General features: G+C 68.7%; 16 protein-coding genes. 6 read left to right on the forward strand and 10 right to left on the reverse strand.

The genetic code is table 11. The annotated features are described in order from the left end of the window. Window positions 1-3: 3 nt before the first annotated feature. From FHU35_RS19015 to FHU35_RS19035, 5 genes are all read right to left on the reverse strand, one after another. The gene (locus FHU35_RS19015) at window positions 4-1,206 is read right to left on the reverse strand and encodes a cytochrome P450 (RefSeq protein WP_145741640.1); all 1,203 of its coding nucleotides are present in this window, start codon (window positions 1,204-1,206) and stop codon (window positions 4-6) included. After that, a complete protein-coding gene (locus FHU35_RS19020) occupies window positions 1,206-1,799 on the reverse strand; it encodes a GTP-binding protein (protein WP_145741642.1) in 594 nt (197 codons plus the stop codon). Before FHU35_RS19020 ends, FHU35_RS19015 begins: the two co-directional genes overlap by 1 nt. Then, window positions 1,780-2,139: a DUF742 domain-containing protein gene (locus FHU35_RS19025; RefSeq protein WP_145741644.1), complete on the reverse strand. Its 360-nt coding sequence runs from the start codon at window positions 2,137-2,139 to the stop codon at window positions 1,780-1,782. The genes FHU35_RS19020 and FHU35_RS19025 overlap by 20 nt, the downstream gene beginning before the upstream one ends. Continuing rightward, window positions 2,136-2,540 carry a roadblock/LC7 domain-containing protein gene (locus tag FHU35_RS19030; protein ID WP_145741646.1) on the reverse strand — a complete coding sequence of 135 codons (405 nt, stop codon included), beginning with the start codon at window positions 2,538-2,540 and terminating at the stop codon, window positions 2,136-2,138. Before FHU35_RS19030 ends, FHU35_RS19025 begins: the two co-directional genes overlap by 4 nt. Window positions 2,541-2,606: 66 nt before the next feature. Continuing rightward, window positions 2,607-3,953 (reverse strand): ATP-binding protein, encoded by a 1,347-nt coding sequence (locus tag FHU35_RS19035; RefSeq protein WP_145741648.1) that lies wholly within the window; start codon window positions 3,951-3,953, stop codon window positions 2,607-2,609. A gap of 384 nt (window positions 3,954-4,337) precedes the next feature. Here FHU35_RS19035 and FHU35_RS19040 point away from each other — a divergent pair, with 384 nt between their 5' ends. Both FHU35_RS19040 and FHU35_RS19045 read left to right on the forward strand, forming a co-directional pair. Further along, on the forward strand, window positions 4,338-5,159 hold the full coding sequence (locus FHU35_RS19040; RefSeq protein ID WP_145741650.1) for an SAM-dependent methyltransferase: 822 nt from the start codon (window positions 4,338-4,340) through the stop codon (window positions 5,157-5,159). Between the two features lie 68 nt (window positions 5,160-5,227). Further along, the gene (locus tag FHU35_RS19045) at window positions 5,228-6,334 is read left to right on the forward strand and encodes an acyltransferase family protein (RefSeq protein WP_246110418.1); all 1,107 of its coding nucleotides are present in this window, start codon (window positions 5,228-5,230) and stop codon (window positions 6,332-6,334) included. On the opposite strand, the gene FHU35_RS19050 is transcribed toward FHU35_RS19045, so the two are convergent. The 4 genes from FHU35_RS19050 to FHU35_RS29360 form a co-directional block, all read right to left on the reverse strand. Next, a complete protein-coding gene (locus tag FHU35_RS19050) occupies window positions 6,322-7,683 on the reverse strand; it encodes a S28 family serine protease (RefSeq protein WP_145741652.1) in 1,362 nt (453 codons plus the stop codon). The genes FHU35_RS19045 and FHU35_RS19050 overlap by 13 nt on opposite strands. A gap of 174 nt (window positions 7,684-7,857) precedes the next feature. Continuing rightward, window positions 7,858-8,793: a coiled-coil domain-containing protein gene (locus FHU35_RS19055; protein WP_186459506.1), complete on the reverse strand. Its 936-nt coding sequence runs from the start codon at window positions 8,791-8,793 to the stop codon at window positions 7,858-7,860. A gap of 275 nt (window positions 8,794-9,068) precedes the next feature. Beyond that, window positions 9,069-9,644 carry a TetR/AcrR family transcriptional regulator gene (locus FHU35_RS19060; protein WP_145741654.1) on the reverse strand — a complete coding sequence of 192 codons (576 nt, stop codon included), beginning with the start codon at window positions 9,642-9,644 and terminating at the stop codon, window positions 9,069-9,071. Window positions 9,645-9,665: 21 nt separating this feature from the next. Next, entirely contained in the window at window positions 9,666-9,818 is a 153-nt protein-coding gene (locus tag FHU35_RS29360) for a hypothetical protein (RefSeq protein ID WP_186459507.1), read from the reverse strand. Between the two features lie 352 nt (window positions 9,819-10,170). Between FHU35_RS29360 and FHU35_RS19065 the strand changes: the two genes are divergently transcribed. The 3 genes from FHU35_RS19065 to FHU35_RS19075 all read left to right on the forward strand — a co-directional run bounded on the left by FHU35_RS19065 (window position 10,171) and on the right by FHU35_RS19075 (window position 14,940). After that, on the forward strand, window positions 10,171-11,664 hold the full coding sequence (locus FHU35_RS19065) for an aldehyde dehydrogenase family protein (protein ID WP_145741656.1): 1,494 nt from the start codon (window positions 10,171-10,173) through the stop codon (window positions 11,662-11,664). Between the two features lie 159 nt (window positions 11,665-11,823). After that, window positions 11,824-13,368 (forward strand): APC family permease, encoded by a 1,545-nt coding sequence (locus FHU35_RS19070; RefSeq protein ID WP_145741658.1) that lies wholly within the window; start codon window positions 11,824-11,826, stop codon window positions 13,366-13,368. Window positions 13,369-13,386: 18 nt separating this feature from the next. Then, on the forward strand, window positions 13,387-14,940 hold the full coding sequence (locus tag FHU35_RS19075; protein ID WP_145741660.1) for a GMC family oxidoreductase: 1,554 nt from the start codon (window positions 13,387-13,389) through the stop codon (window positions 14,938-14,940). A 201-nt stretch (window positions 14,941-15,141) separates the two neighbouring features. Here the strand turns inward: FHU35_RS19075 and FHU35_RS19080 are convergent, their stop codons facing one another. Next, on the reverse strand, window positions 15,142-15,699 hold the full coding sequence (locus tag FHU35_RS19080; RefSeq protein ID WP_145741662.1) for a helix-turn-helix domain-containing protein: 558 nt from the start codon (window positions 15,697-15,699) through the stop codon (window positions 15,142-15,144). 49 nt (window positions 15,700-15,748) lie between these two features. On the opposite strand from FHU35_RS19080, the gene FHU35_RS19085 reads away from it, so the two are divergent. Further along, entirely contained in the window at window positions 15,749-16,915 is a 1,167-nt protein-coding gene (locus tag FHU35_RS19085) for a benzoate/H(+) symporter BenE family transporter (RefSeq protein WP_145741664.1), read from the forward strand. Window positions 16,916-16,942 lie beyond the last annotated feature (27 nt).

The following is a 16,942-nucleotide window of genomic DNA, read 5'->3' on the forward strand; positions in this document are numbered from 1 at the left end:
GGGTCAGTGGGCGGAGAAGGTGACCGGGAGGGAGGTGAGACCTCTCATGAGGACCGAGGGCCGCCAGGTGAGGTCGTCCGGGTGGACTCCGAGCTCGGTGTCCGGCAGGCGGTCGAGGAGGACTTCGATCCCCGTGGTCGTGATGGTCCTGGCGATCTCCTGAGCCGCGTAGGGGCAGCCGTACTCCCCGTGGCTGAAGGACAGGTGCGCGTGGTTGCCGATCGCGCCCTCGTGGCCGTGGGGCCGGACCTGCGGATCGGCGTTGGCCGCCGCCAGCCCCAGGACCAGCAGATCCCCTTGCCTGATGGGTTTTCCGCCGAGCTGGATGTCCTGGGTCGCCCACCGGCCCACCTGGTTCTGGGTCGGGGTGTCCTCCCAGAGGACCTCGTTGAGCGCGTGACCGACGCTGCTGCGCCCGCCCGCCAGGTCCATCGCGAAGCGGGGTTCGGTGAGCATCAACCGCAGCGCGTTGCCCATCCAGTCCGATGTGGTCAGATGCGCCTTGCCCAGGGTGATGAACAGGTCGGCGGCGACCTCGTCCTCGGAGAAGCCGATCGGGTGCTTCACCAGGTGCGAGACCAGGTCGCCGGACGGCCTCGCCCGGCGCTCGCGGACCAGTCGCAGCATCCGGCCGACGGTGCGCTCGTGCGCGCGGACCGCCTCCTCGCCCTCCTGCCCGGACAGCGCGACGTCGTGGGTGAGCATCGGGGCTTCGTCGTCGGGGATCCCGTAGATCTTGGCCATCGCCAGCAGCGGGATCTGATGGGTGTACTCCACGACCAGATCGGCGAAGCCGCGACCGGCGAAGCGGTCGATCAGGGTGTCGCAGATGCGCTCCACCTCCGAGTCCAGCTCGACGGAGTCCACAGTGGCCAGCGCCTCGTGCACGCCCTTCCCTCGGGTGCGGTGCTCGGCGAGGTCGGCCAGCAGCGCCGACGGCCGGGGCTCGACGTAGGCGCGCAGCGACCAGTTCTCCGGGACGCGGTTCCAGCGATTCCAGCGCCTCGGATCGCGGCTGAAGGTCTCGGGATTGCCCACCACGTAGTGCACTTCGCGATATCCCAGCACGCACCAGGCCGGTACGCCGCCCTCCAGCTGGATCGGCGCCACCGGGCCGTGCTCGTGACGCAGCCGCCGGTACACCGCGGCCGGGTCGCGGTGGAACCGCGCGCCGAAGAACGGGGTCGCGCCCACGTGCGGGTCCATCACCGGCTCCGGGCCAGCGACATCTCGTGCAGGTGCTGCACCAACCGCACGAGCACCTCCTTGCTGCACTCCCGGTCCCGGGCGTCGCAGTCGATCATGGGTACCTCGTCGGGCAGGTCCAGCGCCTCGCGCACCTGCTGCAGGTCGTGCCTGGGGACGCCGAAGACGTTGCGCGCCACCACGAACGGCGTGCCCTGCTCCTCCAGCCGGTCGATGGCGTACCAGCAGTCCTCGATGCGGCGGGAGTCCACCAGCACGATCGCACCGAGGCAGCCGCTGAACAACTGGTCCCAGATGAACCAGAACCGCTCCTGCCCCGGCGCTCCGAACAGGTAGAGCACCATCCGCTCGTTGAGCGTGAGCCGACCGAAGTCGAAGGCCACCGTGGTCGTGGTCTTGCCGCCCACACCTGCGGTGGAGTCCACGCCGATGCCGGCGGTGGTCATGGTCTCCTCGGTGTTCAACGGCCGGATCTCGCTGACCGAGCGAACCATGGTCGTCTTGCCGACCGCGAAACCGCCGATGATGACGATCTTCAACCCGTCGGAGGCGGTGTGCCGCAACGGGGTCCGGTCAGATGTTGCGAAGTCCAACGAGCACCTGCTTGAGGAAGTCGGGCGTCGGGATCTCCGACGGGTCGCGACGGGTCGTGGGGTGCCGGGCGGTGATCTTGCCCATCGCCTGGAGATCACCGAGCAGGATGCGCACCACGCTCACCGGGAGCCGCAGCTCGGCGGAGAGCTCGACCACCGAGATCGGCCGGCGTCCCAGGCGCAGGATGGTGGCGTGCTCGGACTGCATCCCCGGGGTCGGTTCGCCCTCGGCGACGACCAAGGTCACCGAGTCGAAACCCTCGTCGGCGGGGCGGGTGCGGCCGCCGGTGACGATGTAGAGCCGGTCCGGGTTCTCGTCGTCGAGCAGCCGCCTGGTCATGACACCTCGACCCGGTTCGGACTCCGCAGGTGCTCGCCGATCTGCTCGACGAGCTCGTTCATGTTGTGGCCGACGATCCCGACGTCGGCCTCGTCGGACGCCAGCACCGCCAGGTGCGCCCCGAATCCGGCCTCGACGATGCACAGCACACCGCCGTAGAACTCGGTCATGGACTGCCGCACTCCGCCGGTGCCGTCGCCGAACTCGACGGACGCGCCGTAGGAGAGGCTCTGGATCCCGGAGGCGATGGCCGAGAGCTGATCGGCCTGATCCGCGCCGAGACCTGCCGTGTGGCAGAGCTTCAGACCGTCCTTGGACAGCACGAGCGCATGTCTGCTGCCGGGGGTGTTCTGCAGCAGGTTCTCAAGCATCCAGTCGAGTTCACGGGTGTCGATGGTCATCGCGGTTGCGGGACGACGAGCGGGGCGACCCGTGTCCCACACCTCCAATCGGGGGAATCGGGGGCGTCATCGGGGTTCTTCGTCCGATGTGGACGATTCGTCGCGACGGGACTGGGAGAACGCGCCGAAGCGCGATCCCGCGTCCGGCCGCTTGTCCTCGGTCTGCCGCGGGGTGGGCGCCGAGCGGACTGCGGTGAGGGTTCGGCCCCGGCGGCGCTTGGGGAGTTCGCCGGGGTCGGTGGATTCGTTCTCGGTTTCGACGCGGGGGTCCAGCGTCGGCTTCGACTTTGCCGGCTCGTCCTCAGCGGGACGTTCGGGTTCCGAGCGCGGCTGGGTGATCAGCTTCTGCGGGATCATCATCACCACGCCGGTCCCGCCGCGCGCCGATGCGCGGAAGGACACCGACAGCTCGTGCTTGCGTGCCAGGCACCCGACCACGGCGAGCCCGAGGCGGCTGCCGGAGACCTCGGCGAGGTCCAGCGGAGTCTCGGACACCGCCTGCTCGGCGTGGGCCAGCGCGGCATCGCTCATGGCCAGTCCGCTGTCCTCGACGGTGACCACGACGCCGCTGTGCACCTCCTCGACGTAGACGTGCACTTCCTCGGTGGGCGGGGAGAACTTGGTGGCGTTGTCCATGATCTCGGCCAGCGCGTGCATCACGCCCTCGGCCGCGTAGCCCACGACCGCGATGGTGCTGGTGGAGTGCAACCGGATCCGCTGGTAGGAGCTGATCCGGCCCATCGATCCGCGCAGGACGCTCTCCATCACGATCGGCTTGGTCCAGCGCCTGCCGCTGCGGGCTCCGGTGAGCACGGCGATGCTGTCGGCGAGCCGACCGGCCTGCGCGGTGCTGTGGTCGAGCTTGAGCAAGTCGGCGAGGACGTCCTCCGACTCGTGCTTGCCCTCCATCTCGCGCAGGTCGGCGAGCATGCCGGTGGCCAGCGCCTGCACGCGACCCGCGGCGCTGGAACAGGTGGACAGCGCGGCGGCGCGCACCTTCTCGCTGGCGGCCAGCTCCTTGGACATCGCCTTGATCACGCGCCGGTGCGGCACGCTGAAGTCGTTCTTGCGCGCCTTGACGGCTTCGTCGGGGGTCGCTCCGGTGCGCAGCTCCCGGGCCATCTCGGGCAGGACGTCCTCGGCCAGCCGCACCATGTCGCCGTTCATGCTGGCCGTGGCCACCCGGTAGTGCCGGGTCATCTGCACGCCGCGCACGAGGCCGCCCACGGCCGTCGAGAGCGCGAGGACGAGCAGGCCACCGACGACGGTGATCGGCGATCCGGCTGCGGGCGTCTGGAGCACGGCCCAGAGCAGGAGCGCGCCGGAGAGGCCGAAGGTGAGCGCGAACCCGACGACCACCGGAAACCGGTAAGGGAACTCTCCTCGCGGCTGCACGTGGCTGTCGGTCGACATCAACGGTTCCTCATCGCCGGATGCGGGGTCGGGCTGCCTTTGGGCACACTGGTACGCGACGCAGATAGTAACGGAGAGCATACAGCTGATGACTCTCTTTTGGGTGATACTCGCCTCACTGCGCCAACCCACTTGCCATTCGATCTTCATCCGGAGCCGGATCCGCCGGTTGGGCCCGCAGTTTTTTCGGATTTTTCACAAATCCGGAAACGCATTTTCGCGTCTCTCCCAGAGGCGGCCGAGCGCTTCGCAGATCTTTCGGGCTACTCCAACGAGGTGACGCTGCGTCACTGCGCTGCGGATTTTTCACCTGATCAGGACGGGCGCTGATCACTACGCTACGCAGCAGGAAAGTCACTCGCAGACACATTGGCGGATCGACCGATGATCACCAGGACCCTCGACCTGGACCGTCCGAGCGACGCTCGTGTGCACGACTACATGCTCGGCGGCGGCAGCAACTTCGCGGCGGACCGCGCCCTGGCCCGGCGCATCCTCGCGCTGGCCCCCTACGTCCGGTTGGAAGCTCTGGCCGCCCGCAACTGCCTGCGGCGCATGATCCGCACCTGCCTGGACCAGGGCGTTCGGCAGTTCCTCGACCTGGGCTCCGGCATCCCCGCCGCGGGCAGTCCGCACGAGATCGCCACCGCGGTGGACCCCGCCGCGCGCGTGGTCTACGTCGACAACGAGCAGATCGCCGCCACGCAGGGCCAGCTGCTGCTCGGCGGGACCGGGTCGGCCGCCATGGTCCACGCCGACGTCCGCGATCCGGAATCCGTCCTCGGCGCCGAGGAGACGCGGCGGCTGCTGGACTTCGAGCAGCCGGTGGCCGTGCTGATGTTCGGCGTGCTGCACATGTTCGGTGAGCACCACCACCCCGGGGAGGTCATCCAGCACTACACCGGCGCCATGGCCCCGGGCTCGTTCCTGGCGCTGTCGCAGTTCACCGAGGAGTTCGCCCCGAAGCCCGCGCAGGAGCTGCGCACGAAGCTGCAGGGCTGCCCGCAGGCCGCCAGCCGCGACCGCGAGACCGTGCTCTCCTACCTCGACGGTCTCGAACCGCTGGACCCCGGCGCGGTGCCCGTAGCGGACTGGCGTCCCGAACCCGACGACGTCGAGCTCCGCACGCCCGAGCCGTTGAGCTTCGCGCTGCTGGCGCGCAGGTCACCTGTGCCCCCGCCTCGGCTGAACAGCGCACGTGTCTAGACTGTTCGCCCAGAATCCCTCTTCTACCAGGACAGATTCCGGACACACCGATACTCGAGGTAGCGAGCGTGCACGAACTGACCGCCACGCGCGCCGGCCGCGTCTCAGCACGGAGCAACCGGAAGGTCAGCTGGGACATCGTGCGCACCGGCTGCGTGGTCCTGGTGATGCTCTACCACGCGACCCACATGAGCCGCGTGACGCACCCGGAGCTCTCCCCGCGAGGGCTCGTCTTCCCGTACCAGGTCGGCGCGAGCATGCTGCTGGTGATCTCCGCTTACTTCGCTGCGGCCACGATCGGGCGGGGCAGCGTGTGGCGGTACTGGTGGAAGCGGATGGCCCGGCTCGTGCCGCCGTTCGTCGGCGCGGTGCTGGTGATCTGGCTCGTCCTCCGGTTCCTGCGGCCGCCCAGCTGGGTGGAGCCGAGCGGCCGGGACCTGGCCGACCACCTGCTGATGCTGTGGAACTGGAAGCCGTTGGACTACGCCTTCCTCGACGGTTCACATTGGACGGTCCCGCTGCAGCTGATGGGCTTCTCCTTCGCCGCGGCGCTCTACTCGACCAGGTGGGGCCACGGCACCAAGCTCCCGTGGGTGTTGTGGGCGGCCGTGCTGCTGCCGCTCGCGCAGTGGCACCTGCGCATCTCGGGAGCGCCCGAGACCTACCGGATGCTCGTGGACGGTTTCGGCGCGCACCGCTGGCACCTGTTCGTCGCCGGGGTGGCGATCTGGATGGTCGCCACCGGGCGCCTCTCGCGCGCGCACTTCGCGCTGCTGCTGGCGAGCTGCATGTTCGCCCAGGTCATGCACAACTTCGTCCGCACCCCCGAGGGCGTGCTGGATTGCGACTGGGGCTCCACCGCCGGCGTCTGCCTCGGACTGCTGGTGCTGACCCTGGTCGCCTGCGGTCCGGACTGGAAGCTGCCGCCGCAGCTCGCCCGGGGCGTGACCTGGTTCGCCGGGATCTCCTACGGTGTGTTCCTCAGTCACCAGACCATCGGCTACATCCTGCTGCACTACTTGGACACCAACGGGGTGCCGCCGCTGCTGCAGACCACGGCGATGCTGGTGACCGGCACCGCCGTGGGCTGGGCGCTGACCAAGGTGGTCGAACGCCCCGCCCACGACTTCCTGCTGCGCCTCTACGACCGGCTGGCCGCGCGTCAGCGGGGGTGACGTTCCAGCGGCTGGTGGTCGATCCGCGTGCTGCGCAGCGCCGGGACGTCCACGCCCGCCCACCGGCGGACCGTGGCCTCGGCCTCGCTGCGCTGCTCGGCGGGCAACCCCGCGATCTTGGCTCCGTGGTTGGCACCCGGGACCAGGTAGCCGTGCGAGTCGTGGCGTCCCGGCTCGAAGGGCTCCGCGCTCCACGGGTCGTTCTGCCCGTTGACGAACATGAGCTGCGACCCCTGGCTCCGCACCCAGGTGTCCACCTCGCGCATGACGCCCGGCTCGAACTCCATCGGGATCTCGCGCGGGACCAGGTTGCGCGGCTGGCTGAGGTCGCGGTGGTGCAGCAGGTCCGCCAGCGGTTCGTCGGAGACTCCGGGCCAGCCCAGCTGGGTTCCCGCCTGGTAGTAGTAGGGCGCGTAGGGCTCCATGCCCTGATCGGTGTAGAAGGCGAACTCGACGGTCTCGTCGAGGAACCGGTAGATCTCGTCGGTGCTCGCCGCAGGTGCCGGGACCTGCCCGCAGTCCTGCTGACCGCGGTACTGCCAGAAGCTCCACGGGGCGTCGAGCACGACCAGTTCCAGGCCGCGATCGATGTCGCCGATGATCCGGTCGAAGGTCATCCCCTGCGCGTCGGCGAACGCCTGGAACCTGGCGATCATCTCCGGTCTGCGGATCAACGCCTCGCGCTGCAGGGCGGTCAGAGCCTCGCGGCAGGCTTGATCGGTACCGACTGAAGAGAGGAACCGGTCGTAGGCGTCGCGATCGTTGTCCACATCGTTCGGTGCGACGTACGCAACGGTTCCGTCCACGTCGTCCGGGTAGAAGTGGCGGTGGTAGACCGCAGTCATGCCGCCCTTGCTCGCGCCGGTGGTGATCCACTGCCTCTCGTAGACACCGCGCAACGCCGAGATCACCTCGTGCTCGTCGGTGGCGGCCTGCCAGATGTCGAGATCGTTCCAGTCGGCCGGTTCCGGGCGCGACGGCGTGAAGAAGCGATGTTCCAGGTTCACCTGGTTGCCGTCGACCAGCTGCGTCGGTTCGGTGCGGTTAGCGCTGGCGGGCAGCTCGTAACCGGTGGTGTAGAGGACCGACGGCCGGGAGAGGTCGCGGTGCAGCAGGGTGAGGCGCTGCTGGAAGGAGCCCGCTTCCGGGTGCCGGTGGTCGGCTGGCTGGGTGAAGGTCAGGTCGAACAACCGGAAGCCCGGTTCGGTGGGCCGCTCGCCCACCACCGTCAGGCCCGGCACGTCTTCCAGCCGCTGCGCGACGTCGTCCGGCGGAGCCGCGCCCGCGGGCATCCCGACGAGCAGCATCGCGCAGGTCACGGCGGTGGTTCCCCATCCGCGCCAGTTCATCCGACCTCCCGGTGAGCACAACGATCGGAGCAATCTAGCCACCCGAGCGAACCACCGGGAAGCGCGCGGCGAGTTCTCGACACCGTCCTCCGCGCGCAGCAATCGGCCGCCCGCCGAACGCGCGGCGAGCGGCCTCCACCCGGGGCGAGCCGCCCCGGGTGGTGCTGGAACTCGTCAGACGGTCGCCTCGGCCTCCTGCGGCAGCGGCTCCTCGTCGCGCTGCTTGGGCACCTCGACGTCCGATTCTCCATTGTGGACGGTGTTGGCCACGTAGGCGTCCGAACCCTCGGTGTCCGAACCGGTCTCGGTGGCCACCAGGAACGGCTCGGCGTTGCCGAGGATCTGCTGCGCGGCGCGCACCTGCTCGGCGAGCTGCTGCCTGGTCTGGTGCATCGTCGCCGAGTACTCGTCGGCGCGCAGCACGCGGCGCTCTCCCTCGGCCGTGGCCTCGCGGACGCGGCGCTGCGCCTCGTCCCGGCTGGCCTGCTCGCGCTCGGCGAGGATGCGCATGGCTTCCTCGCGGCGGGCCGACATGGAGACCTCGAAGTCGTGCTCCACCTGGACGCGGCGGTCCTCGGCCTCGTTGTCGAGCTGCCTGCGCTGCTGCTCGGCCTGCTTGGCCATGTCCTGAACCTCGGAGCGGGTGCGCGCGATCATCTCGTTGCGCTGCTCCTCGGACTGGCGACGCCACTCATCGGCCTCTGCGACGAGCTTCTCGTAGCGGTTGCGCAGCTCGGCAGCGGCCTGCTCGGAACGGGCCCACTCGTGCTCGGACGCCGCCTGAGCGCTGGCCACGATCTCCTTGGCCTCGTCCTGAGCGAGACGGACCATGCGACGCATCCGGTCGGACAGGGCTTCGGTCGAGATGGGCTCCTGCGCCTGCGCGTCGAGCTCCGCCTTGAGCTCCTCGACCTGCGCGCGAGCCTGGTCGAGCTGCGTGGACAGTTCGTTGACCTGGCTTAACGCCGAGTCCCTGTCCTCGGTGACCAGCCGCAGCTCGGCTTCGGTCTGCTGGATGTAGAACTTCACCTGCGAACGGCGGTATCCGTACCAAACGGTGTCGAAATCGGCCTTCAGCGGTACCAGTTCGCGGTCTTCGATGTGCCCCACGGTCTCACCCCACCTGAGTTGATCAATTGTGCTGGGAGCGAGCCACGCCCCGACGCGGCAAGTCCGCGCTCGCACCGGAGATTCATCCGCTGATGCGTCTCGCCGGGCCGAAAACCGACAACTGCGACGACATCACCGACACCGATGCCACACGGATCGCTATGCCTACATCTTCCTCGCCGAGACCATTGAGATCAACTGCCCTGATTCCAGTGCAATCCAACGGACATCGGATGTTGACCATCCGGACACCGACCCTGAAAAGCCTGTTGGAATCAGGTTTTCGCACCCGGTTGCAGCATCCGCCGAAAAGTCATCTCGATTTCGTCTCGGCTCGGCACCGATTCCCGGACGATCCCCTGCAGCTGCCAACCGCAGAACAGCACCGACAGGGCGCGGCCGGTCGACTCGTCGGTGTAGGAGGCGAACAGCTCGGCCAGCCAGGTGTCCCACTCCTGGCTCACCTGCCGCAACGCCGGCTTGTGCAGCGCGGCGATGTAGAGCTGGTGCTCGACCGCGGTCTGCGCCCGAGCCGGCCCCAGGTAGTGCAGCACCAGGTCGGTCAGCGCCTCGGCGAGGTCCTGGCCGGACTCCAGGTCGGCAGCCCACTGGCGCATGTGCTCGACGTCGTCCTCGGCAGCCTGGCGCAGAGCGCTGGCGAGCAGGTCATCGAGGGTCGCGAAATAGTAGGTGGTGGACCCGAGCGGGACCCCCGCGGCCGCTGCCACGCTGCGGTGCGTGAGCTTCTCGACGCCGCGGTCGGCCACCACCTCGATCGCGGCGCGAGCGATGCGCTCGCGGCGATCGGGATCCTTGCGTCGAGCGGGCGGCGCGGGCTGGGTGGTCGACATGCGCTCGGTGTTCCTCCCCTGTCACAGCGCGTGAACGAGTTCCGGCATCCGGGTGGCGAGCGATTCGGCCGTGCGGTGATCGGCCCGCGTCCAGGAGATCCAGCTTGCCACGTCCGCTCCGATCCCGATGCGGTCCACGTCACCGACACCGCGTTTGGCCAGTTCATCGCGCATTTTTCCAGCCGCTCGACAGATCCTCCACGCCCGATGATGTACAGATGTACATGCCTGGTGCTAGTGTCCTCTCCCGGCACCGCGGCCAATCGTTTCCGCGCGGCAGAAATGCGTCGCGCGGAATGCGGAAGAAAACGCGCCGGATAGCCACCGAATGGACCGCCAGGAGGTGAATTCGCGGACCGAATAGTGCCGATGAAGCGCACCATTCGGCGAATTGCTCCGCATCACCCGGTGCGGATTTCGTGTGGCGACGAATCGGCGCCCGCCGCATTGTGAACCAGGCGCCTCTCGCGAGGCGTGTTCATGATGGCCGCCAAAGCGGACAAACGAGCGACAAACGGGGAAAGTCATGCCGCAAGCAGACAATTCGGGGCCCACGCTGTTCATCGACGGCAAGTGGGTCCCGGCCGCCGACGGCCGCACCCGGCAGATCCACTGCCCCGCCGACGGACGGCTGGTCGCCACCGTCTCCGAAGGCGGCCGGACCGAGGCCGAGCAGGCCATCGCCGCCGCTCGCCGGGTCTTCGACGAGGGCTCGTGGCCGACCAGCTCGGCCTGGGACCGAGGCGACCTGCTGCTGCGCGTCGCCGACCTCCTCGTCCGCGACAAGGACGAGTTCGCCCGCGCCGAATCGCTCGACACCGGCAAGCGCCTGGTGGAGAGCGAGTACGACATGGACGACATCGCCGCCTGCTTCCGCTACTTCGGCAAGATCGCCGGGACCGACGCGGGCAGCCTCGTCGACACCGGCACCCCGGACGCGATCAGTCGCGTGCAGTACGAGCCGGTCGGCGTCTGCGGCATGATCACGCCCTGGAACTTCCCGCTGCTGCAGGTGGCCTGGAAGGTCGCGCCGGCCATCGCCGCGGGCGACACCTTCATCCTCAAGCCCAGCGAGCTGACCCCCGCCACCGCGATCCTGCTGATGCGCGTGCTGGAGGAAGCCGGACTGCCCGCAGGTGTCGGGAACCTGGTGCTGGGCGCCGGAGCCGAGGTCGGCTCGGTGCTGGCCGAACACCCCGACGTCGACCTGATCTCGTTCACCGGTGGTCTGCACACCGGCCGGAAGATCTCGGCGATGGCCGCGCCGACCGTCAAGAAGGTCGCGCTCGAGCTGGGCGGCAAGAACCCCAACGTGGTCTTCGCCGACTCCGACTTCGACACCGCCGTGGACTTCGCGCTGACCGCGATCTTCCTGCACTCCGGTCAGGTCTGCTCCGCGGGTGCCCGCCTGATCGTGCAGGACGAGATCCACGACGCGCTGGTCGACGAGATCGTCCGCCGCGCCGAGCAGATCCGCATCGGCGGCCCGTTCGACGAGGACGCCGAGACCGGCCCGCTGATCTCCGCCGCGCACCTGGAGAAGGTCGACGACTACGTCGCCAAATCCGTTGCCGAGGGCGCGGTCCTGCGCACCGGCGGCAAGCGCCCCGAGGGCGACCGCTACGCGGACGGCCACTACTACCTGCCCACCGTTCTCGACGAGGTGCAGCAGCGGACCTACGCGGTGAACGAGGAATCCTTCGGTCCCGTGCTGACCGTCGAGCGCTTCACCGACGAGGACGACGCGGTGCGCATCGCCAACGACACGCACTACGGCCTGGCCGGTGCGGTGTTCACCGGTGACCCGGCCAAGGCCCAGCGGGTCGCCAACCGGCTGCGCCACGGAACCGTCTGGATCAACGACTTCCACCCCTACCTCCCGCAAGCCGAGTGGGGTGGCTTCAAGCAGTCCGGCATCGGACGCGAGCTCGGCCGGGGCGGACTCGGCGAGTACCAGGAGGCCAAGCACGTCTACCAGAACCTGCGGCCCGGTCCGCAGAACTGGTTCTCCTCGAAGTAAGGAAGGAATCTTGTGCCGGTGCGGTGGCCGGACGTGCCACCGCACCTCCCGCAACGAGCTTGCGGGAAGCGGGATTTCGCGCTACGCAAACAAACCAACCCGCGTCGCCCCGTCTGCCGTCCCCGGCGGGTGTGGTCGGCCGGGGAAGGAGTTCGGGGCATGAGCGCGCCCACCAGTCACGACGCCGGGCTCAACGAGTTCGGTTACACCAACAAGTTGAAGAGAAGCCTGGGCAGTTTCCACACCTTCGCCGCGGGCATCAGCTACATCTCGGTGCTCACCGGCACCTTCCAACTGTCCTACTTCGGGATCGGTTTCGGCGGACCCGCCTACGTGTGGTCCTGGCCGATCGTGTTCCTGGGGCAGTTGCTGGTGGCGTTGAGCTTCGCCGAGCTGGCGTCCCGCTACCCGATCGCCGGTTCCGTCTACAACTGGGCGAAGAAGCTCGGCGGTCCCCACGTCGGCTGGCTGGCCGGCTGGATGATGCTGCTGGCCTCGATCGTGTCGATCTCGGCGACGGCGCTGGCCTACCAGAACACGCTGCCGCAGATCTGGGCCGGGTTCCAGGTGATCGGTGATGGCGCCGACGCCACCGACTCCGCTGTCAACGCGGTGCTGCTGGCGCTGGTGCTGATCCTGTTCACCACGATGGTCAACGCCTACGGCGTGAAGCTCATGGCGCAGATCAACTCCACGGGTGTGTTCATCGAGCTGGCCGCCGCGGTCCTGCTGATCATCGCGCTGGCGCTGGTCGTGGTGAACCCGCCGACGATCGTCCTCGACACCAACGGCACCGAGGCCGCCTACGGCGGCAGCTACATGAGCGCCTTCCTCGTCGCCGGAATCGCCTCCTCCTACGTGATGTACGGCTTCGACACCGCCGCCTCGCTGGGCGAGGAATCGATCGACCCGCACAAGAACGCCCCTCGGGCGATCCTGCGGGCGTTGATCGCCTCGTTCGTGCTCGGCGGTCTCATCCTGCTGTTCGGCATGATGGCCACCCGCGACTTCAACGCCCCGGAGCTGGCGGAGTCCGGCCTGCAGTTCGTGCTCAGCGACGCGCTCGGCCCGTTCGTGGGCAGGCTCTTCCTGCTCGCGATCTTCGTGGCGATCACCGTCTGCGTGCTGGCCGTGCACACCGCCGCGATCCGCATCATGTTCGCGATGGCCCGCGACAACGCGCTGCCCGCGGGCAAGCTGCTGGCCCGGGTGAGCCCGCGGTTCCAGACCCCGGTCGCCCCTGCGGTGTTCATCGGCGTGGTCGCGATCGTGCTGCTGCTGGTCAACATCGGTCAGCCGCAGATCTTCACCGCGATCACCTCGCTGGCCATCATCCTGATCTACATCTCCTACCTGCTGGTGACGATCCCGATGCTCGTCGCGCGACTGCGCGGCAAGTGGAAGCCGGTCAAGGAGGAGGGCCGCTTCAGCCTCGGCAAGTGGGGCCTGCCGATCAACGTCCTGGCCGTGCTGTGGGGCCTGGGCATGTCGACCAACCTCGCGTGGCCGCGCAAGGACGTCTACAACGCCGAACCGCCGTTCCACTGGTACCTGCAGTACAGCTCGGTCCTGTTCGTCGGCATCGCGGCGGTGGGCGGATTCGCCTACTACTGGTTCGTCCAGCGGCACAAGGTGGGCGTGCTCGCCGACCACGCCGTGGCCGAGAAGGACGCCGAAGGCGACGAGAACACCTCCCTCGTCTGAGTTCTGAAAGGAATGACCATGACCGATCAGTTCGACTACGTCGTGGTGGGTGGCGGTAGCGCAGGCGCGGCTGTCGCGGCCCGGCTGTCGGAGGACCCCGGCACGACCGTGTGCCTGATCGAAGCCGGACCGTCCGACGTCGGCGACAGCAACGTCCTCGAGCTCAAGAAGTGGATGGCGCTGCTGGAGTCCGGTTACGACTGGGACTACCTCATCGAGCCGCAGGAGAACGGCAACTCGTTCATGCGGCACGCCCGTGCCCGCGTCCTGGGCGGCTGCTCCTCGCACAACTCCTGCATCGCGTTCTGGGCACCGGCCGAGGACCTCGACGAGTGGGAGTCGATGGGCCTGCCCGGCTGGAGCTCGGCGGACATGTTCCCGCTGTACAAGCGGCTGGAGACCAACGACGGGCCGGGCGAGCACCACGGTCGCGGCGGGCCGGTGACCATCCGCTCGGTCCCGCCGAAGGACCCGACCGGTGTCGCGCTGCTGGAAGCCTGCGAGCAGCAGGGCATTCCGACCACGGAGTTCAACTCCGGCACGACCGTCACGCACGGCGCCAACTGGTTCCAGATCAACGCCAAGCAGGACGGCACCCGCTCCTCGTCGTCGGTGTCCTACCTGCACCCGATCATGGACCGGCCGAACCTGGAGATCCGCACCAACGCCTGGGCCAAGAAGGTCACCTTCGACGGCACGCGCGCCACCGGCGTGGAGTACCTCAGCGACGACCTGATCCACTCGAAGACGATCTCCGCCCGCAAGGAGGTCGTGCTGTCCACCGGCGCGATCGACACGCCGAAGCTGCTGATGCTCTCGGGCATCGGTCCGGCCGAGCACCTGCGCGAGTTCGGCATCGACGTGCTGGTCGACTCCCCCGGCGTCGGCTCCACCCTGGAGGACCACCCCGAGGGCGTGATCAGCTGGGAGGCCAAGAAGCCGATGGTGGAGGACTCCACCCAGTGGTGGGAGATCGGCATCTTCACCCGGACCGAGGACGACCTGGACCGGCCGGACCTGATGTTCCACTACGGTTCGGTGCCGTTCGACATGCACACCGTGCGGCAGGGCTACCCGTCGTCGGAGAACGCCTTCTGCCTGACCCCGAACGTCACCCGTGCGCGCTCCACCGGCACGGTCCGGTTGCGCAGCAAGGACTTCCGGGACAAGGCCAAGGTCGACCCGCGCTACTTCACCGACCCGGAAGGTCACGACATCCGCGTCATGACCGAGGGCATCAAGCTGGCCCGCAAGATCGTCGCGCAGTCGGCGATGCAGGAGTGGGCCGGCGAGGAGCTCTTCCCCGGCGAGGCAGTGCAGACAGACGACGAGATCGCCGACTACATCAAGCGCACCCACAACACCGTCTACCACCCCGCGGGGTCGGTGAAGATGGGTGCGGCCGAGGACGTTTCGAAGCCGATCGACCCGCGCTTGCGGGTCAAGGGCGTGGACGGCCTGCGCGTCGCGGACGCCTCGGTGATGCCGTTCCTGGTGGCGGTGAACCCCAACATCACCACCATGGCCATCGGCGAGAAGTGCTCCGACATGCTCAAGCAGGACAACGCCTGAGCAGTCACGAGGCGGGTGTCCTCGCATCCCCGAGGACACCCGCACCGAGCCCCTGAACCGCCCCGAAACGGCCAGGTGCTCACCCCCAGGAAGTCCCTCCGGTCCCCCGTCCCGGAGGGACTTTCGCTTTCCGTCGTGGGGTGGGGAAGTTTTCATGAAAACGTCCCCACCCCACCACCCGGTCGTGCGGTTGCTGGGTGTTCAGTCCGGGTAGCGCATGACGAGGGTGGCCGTGGTGGCGGCGTCGGGGGCTTCGTAGACGTGGGGGACCGTGGCGTCGAAGCGGATGTAGTCGCCGGGGCCGAGGGTCTGCGGGTCCGATTCCGGCCCGGTGACGAGGGTTCCGGTGTGGACGTGGAGTTGCTCGATGACCCTGGGGTGGTGCGCCGGAGAGGTGTAGCTCGTGCCCGCGCGGATGTGCAGGCGGTAGATCTCCAGGCGGGTCCGGCCGTCGTCGACGCTGTCCAGCAGCTCGACGTCGGCGGCACGGCCGGAGATCTCGGGGCCGGCGGCGCGGTGGACGCGGAGGGGCTCCTCGGCTCGCGCCTCGGGTTCGGCCGCCAGGAGCCGTCCGAGGGGCAGGCCGAGCACCGTGGCGAGCGCGTAGAGCGTTTCCAGGGTGGGGTTCCGGTTCCCGGATTCGAGTTCGGAGAGCGTGCCCTTGCCGATGCCCGCCTGCCTGGCCACCTCCGACAGCGACAGGCCGCGCCGGGTGCGGGCCGCACGCAGGTTCTCCCCGACGAGCTTGACCGGTTCCACGGGCACCTCCTAGCATCACCATCGTTCCATATACAGAACGGATGGGCTCGTGCAGTTGCGTCAGCGGTTACCCGCCGCTCCGGTGTCCACCTTGGCCGCCGGAGCCATCACCACCCTGGTCGGGGTGGTGAGCTCCGCCGCCATCGTCTTCGAAGCCGCGCGAACGCTGGGAGCCACGCCTGCCGAGATCTCCTCCTGGATCCTCGCACTCGGCCTGGGCATCGGCGTCACCTCGATCGCGCTGTCGCTGCGGACCCGCGCGCCGATCGTGCTCGCCTGGTCGACGCCGGGCGCGGCGCTGCTCGCGGCGAGCGGGCACGGCCTGACCATGCCGGAGGCGATCGGCGCGTTCCTGCTGGCCGCACTGCTGTCACTGCTGGTGGGCGTGACCGGGCTGTTCGAGCGGGCGGTGAACCTGATCCCGCCCGCGATCGCCGCAGCACTGCTCGGCGGCGTGCTGCTGCGATTCGGCATCGACCTGTTCACCACGATGCGGGAGGAGTTCGCGCTGGTCGCGGCGATGCTGGCGGGCTACCTGCTGGGCAAGCGCTTCCTGACCCGGTACGCGGTGCTGATCAGCCTGATCATCGGCCTGGCCGGGACCGCCTTCGCAGGCACCCTGCGGGCCGGCGACATCGACCTGGCCGCGGCGACGCCCGCGTGGACGTGGCCGGACTTCTCGGTGCACTCGGTGGTGGGCATCGCGATCCCGCTGTTCGTGATCACCACGACCTCGCAGAACCTGCCCGGCGTCGTGACGTTGCGCGCGCACGGCTACACCACGCCGATCTCACCGGTGCTGTCCTGGACCGGTGCGGTGAACGTGCTGCTGGCTCCGCTGGGCTGCTTCGGCATCAACCTCGCGGCCATCACGGCGGCGCTGGCGATGGGACCCGAAGCCCACGAGGAACCCGCCCAGCGCTACAAGGCGGCGATCACCTCGGGTGCGCTGTACCTCGTCATCGGGATCTTCGGCGCGACGCTGGCGAGCCTGATCGCGGCGTTCCCGGGGGTGTTGATCGCCGCTCTCGCCGGGATCGGCCTGCTCGACACGATCGGCGGCACGCTGGCCAAGGCCACCTCCGACGCCGGCAGCCGGACCGGTGCGCTGATCGCCTTCCTGGTCACCGCGTCCGGAATCACGGCGTTCGGGATCGCCTCGGTCTTCTGGGGCCTGGTCGCCGGGATCGCCGCGCACCTGATCACGCGCGAGTGAGCGGCGGGGACGCGATGCGCCCCCGCC

The sequence above is a fragment of the Saccharopolyspora dendranthemae genome, from assembly GCF_007829955.1.
Lineage (GTDB): Bacteria > Actinomycetota > Actinomycetes > Mycobacteriales > Pseudonocardiaceae > Saccharopolyspora > Saccharopolyspora dendranthemae.

Excerpts from the sequence above, each read along its gene's own strand:
- FHU35_RS19015 (WP_145741640.1), bottom strand. The coding sequence starts at position 1,206 with ATGGACCCGCACGTGGGCGCGACCCCGTTCTTCGGCGCGCGGTTCCAC.
- FHU35_RS19025 (WP_145741644.1), bottom strand. The coding sequence starts at position 2,139 with ATGACCAGGCGGCTGCTCGACGACGAGAACCCGGACCGGCTCTACATC.
- FHU35_RS19030 (WP_145741646.1), bottom strand. The coding sequence starts at position 2,540 with ATGACCATCGACACCCGTGAACTCGACTGGATGCTTGAGAACCTGCTG.
- FHU35_RS19035 (WP_145741648.1), bottom strand. The coding sequence starts at position 3,953 with ATGTCGACCGACAGCCACGTGCAGCCGCGAGGAGAGTTCCCTTACCGG.
- FHU35_RS19040 (WP_145741650.1), top strand. The coding sequence starts at position 4,338 with ATGATCACCAGGACCCTCGACCTGGACCGTCCGAGCGACGCTCGTGTG.
- FHU35_RS19050 (WP_145741652.1), bottom strand. The coding sequence starts at position 7,683 with ATGAACTGGCGCGGATGGGGAACCACCGCCGTGACCTGCGCGATGCTG.
- FHU35_RS19060 (WP_145741654.1), bottom strand. The coding sequence starts at position 9,644 with ATGTCGACCACCCAGCCCGCGCCGCCCGCTCGACGCAAGGATCCCGAT.
- FHU35_RS29360 (WP_186459507.1), bottom strand. The coding sequence starts at position 9,818 with ATGCGCGATGAACTGGCCAAACGCGGTGTCGGTGACGTGGACCGCATC.
- FHU35_RS19065 (WP_145741656.1), top strand. The coding sequence starts at position 10,171 with ATGCCGCAAGCAGACAATTCGGGGCCCACGCTGTTCATCGACGGCAAG.
- FHU35_RS19070 (WP_145741658.1), top strand. The coding sequence starts at position 11,824 with ATGAGCGCGCCCACCAGTCACGACGCCGGGCTCAACGAGTTCGGTTAC.
- FHU35_RS19075 (WP_145741660.1), top strand. The coding sequence starts at position 13,387 with ATGACCGATCAGTTCGACTACGTCGTGGTGGGTGGCGGTAGCGCAGGC.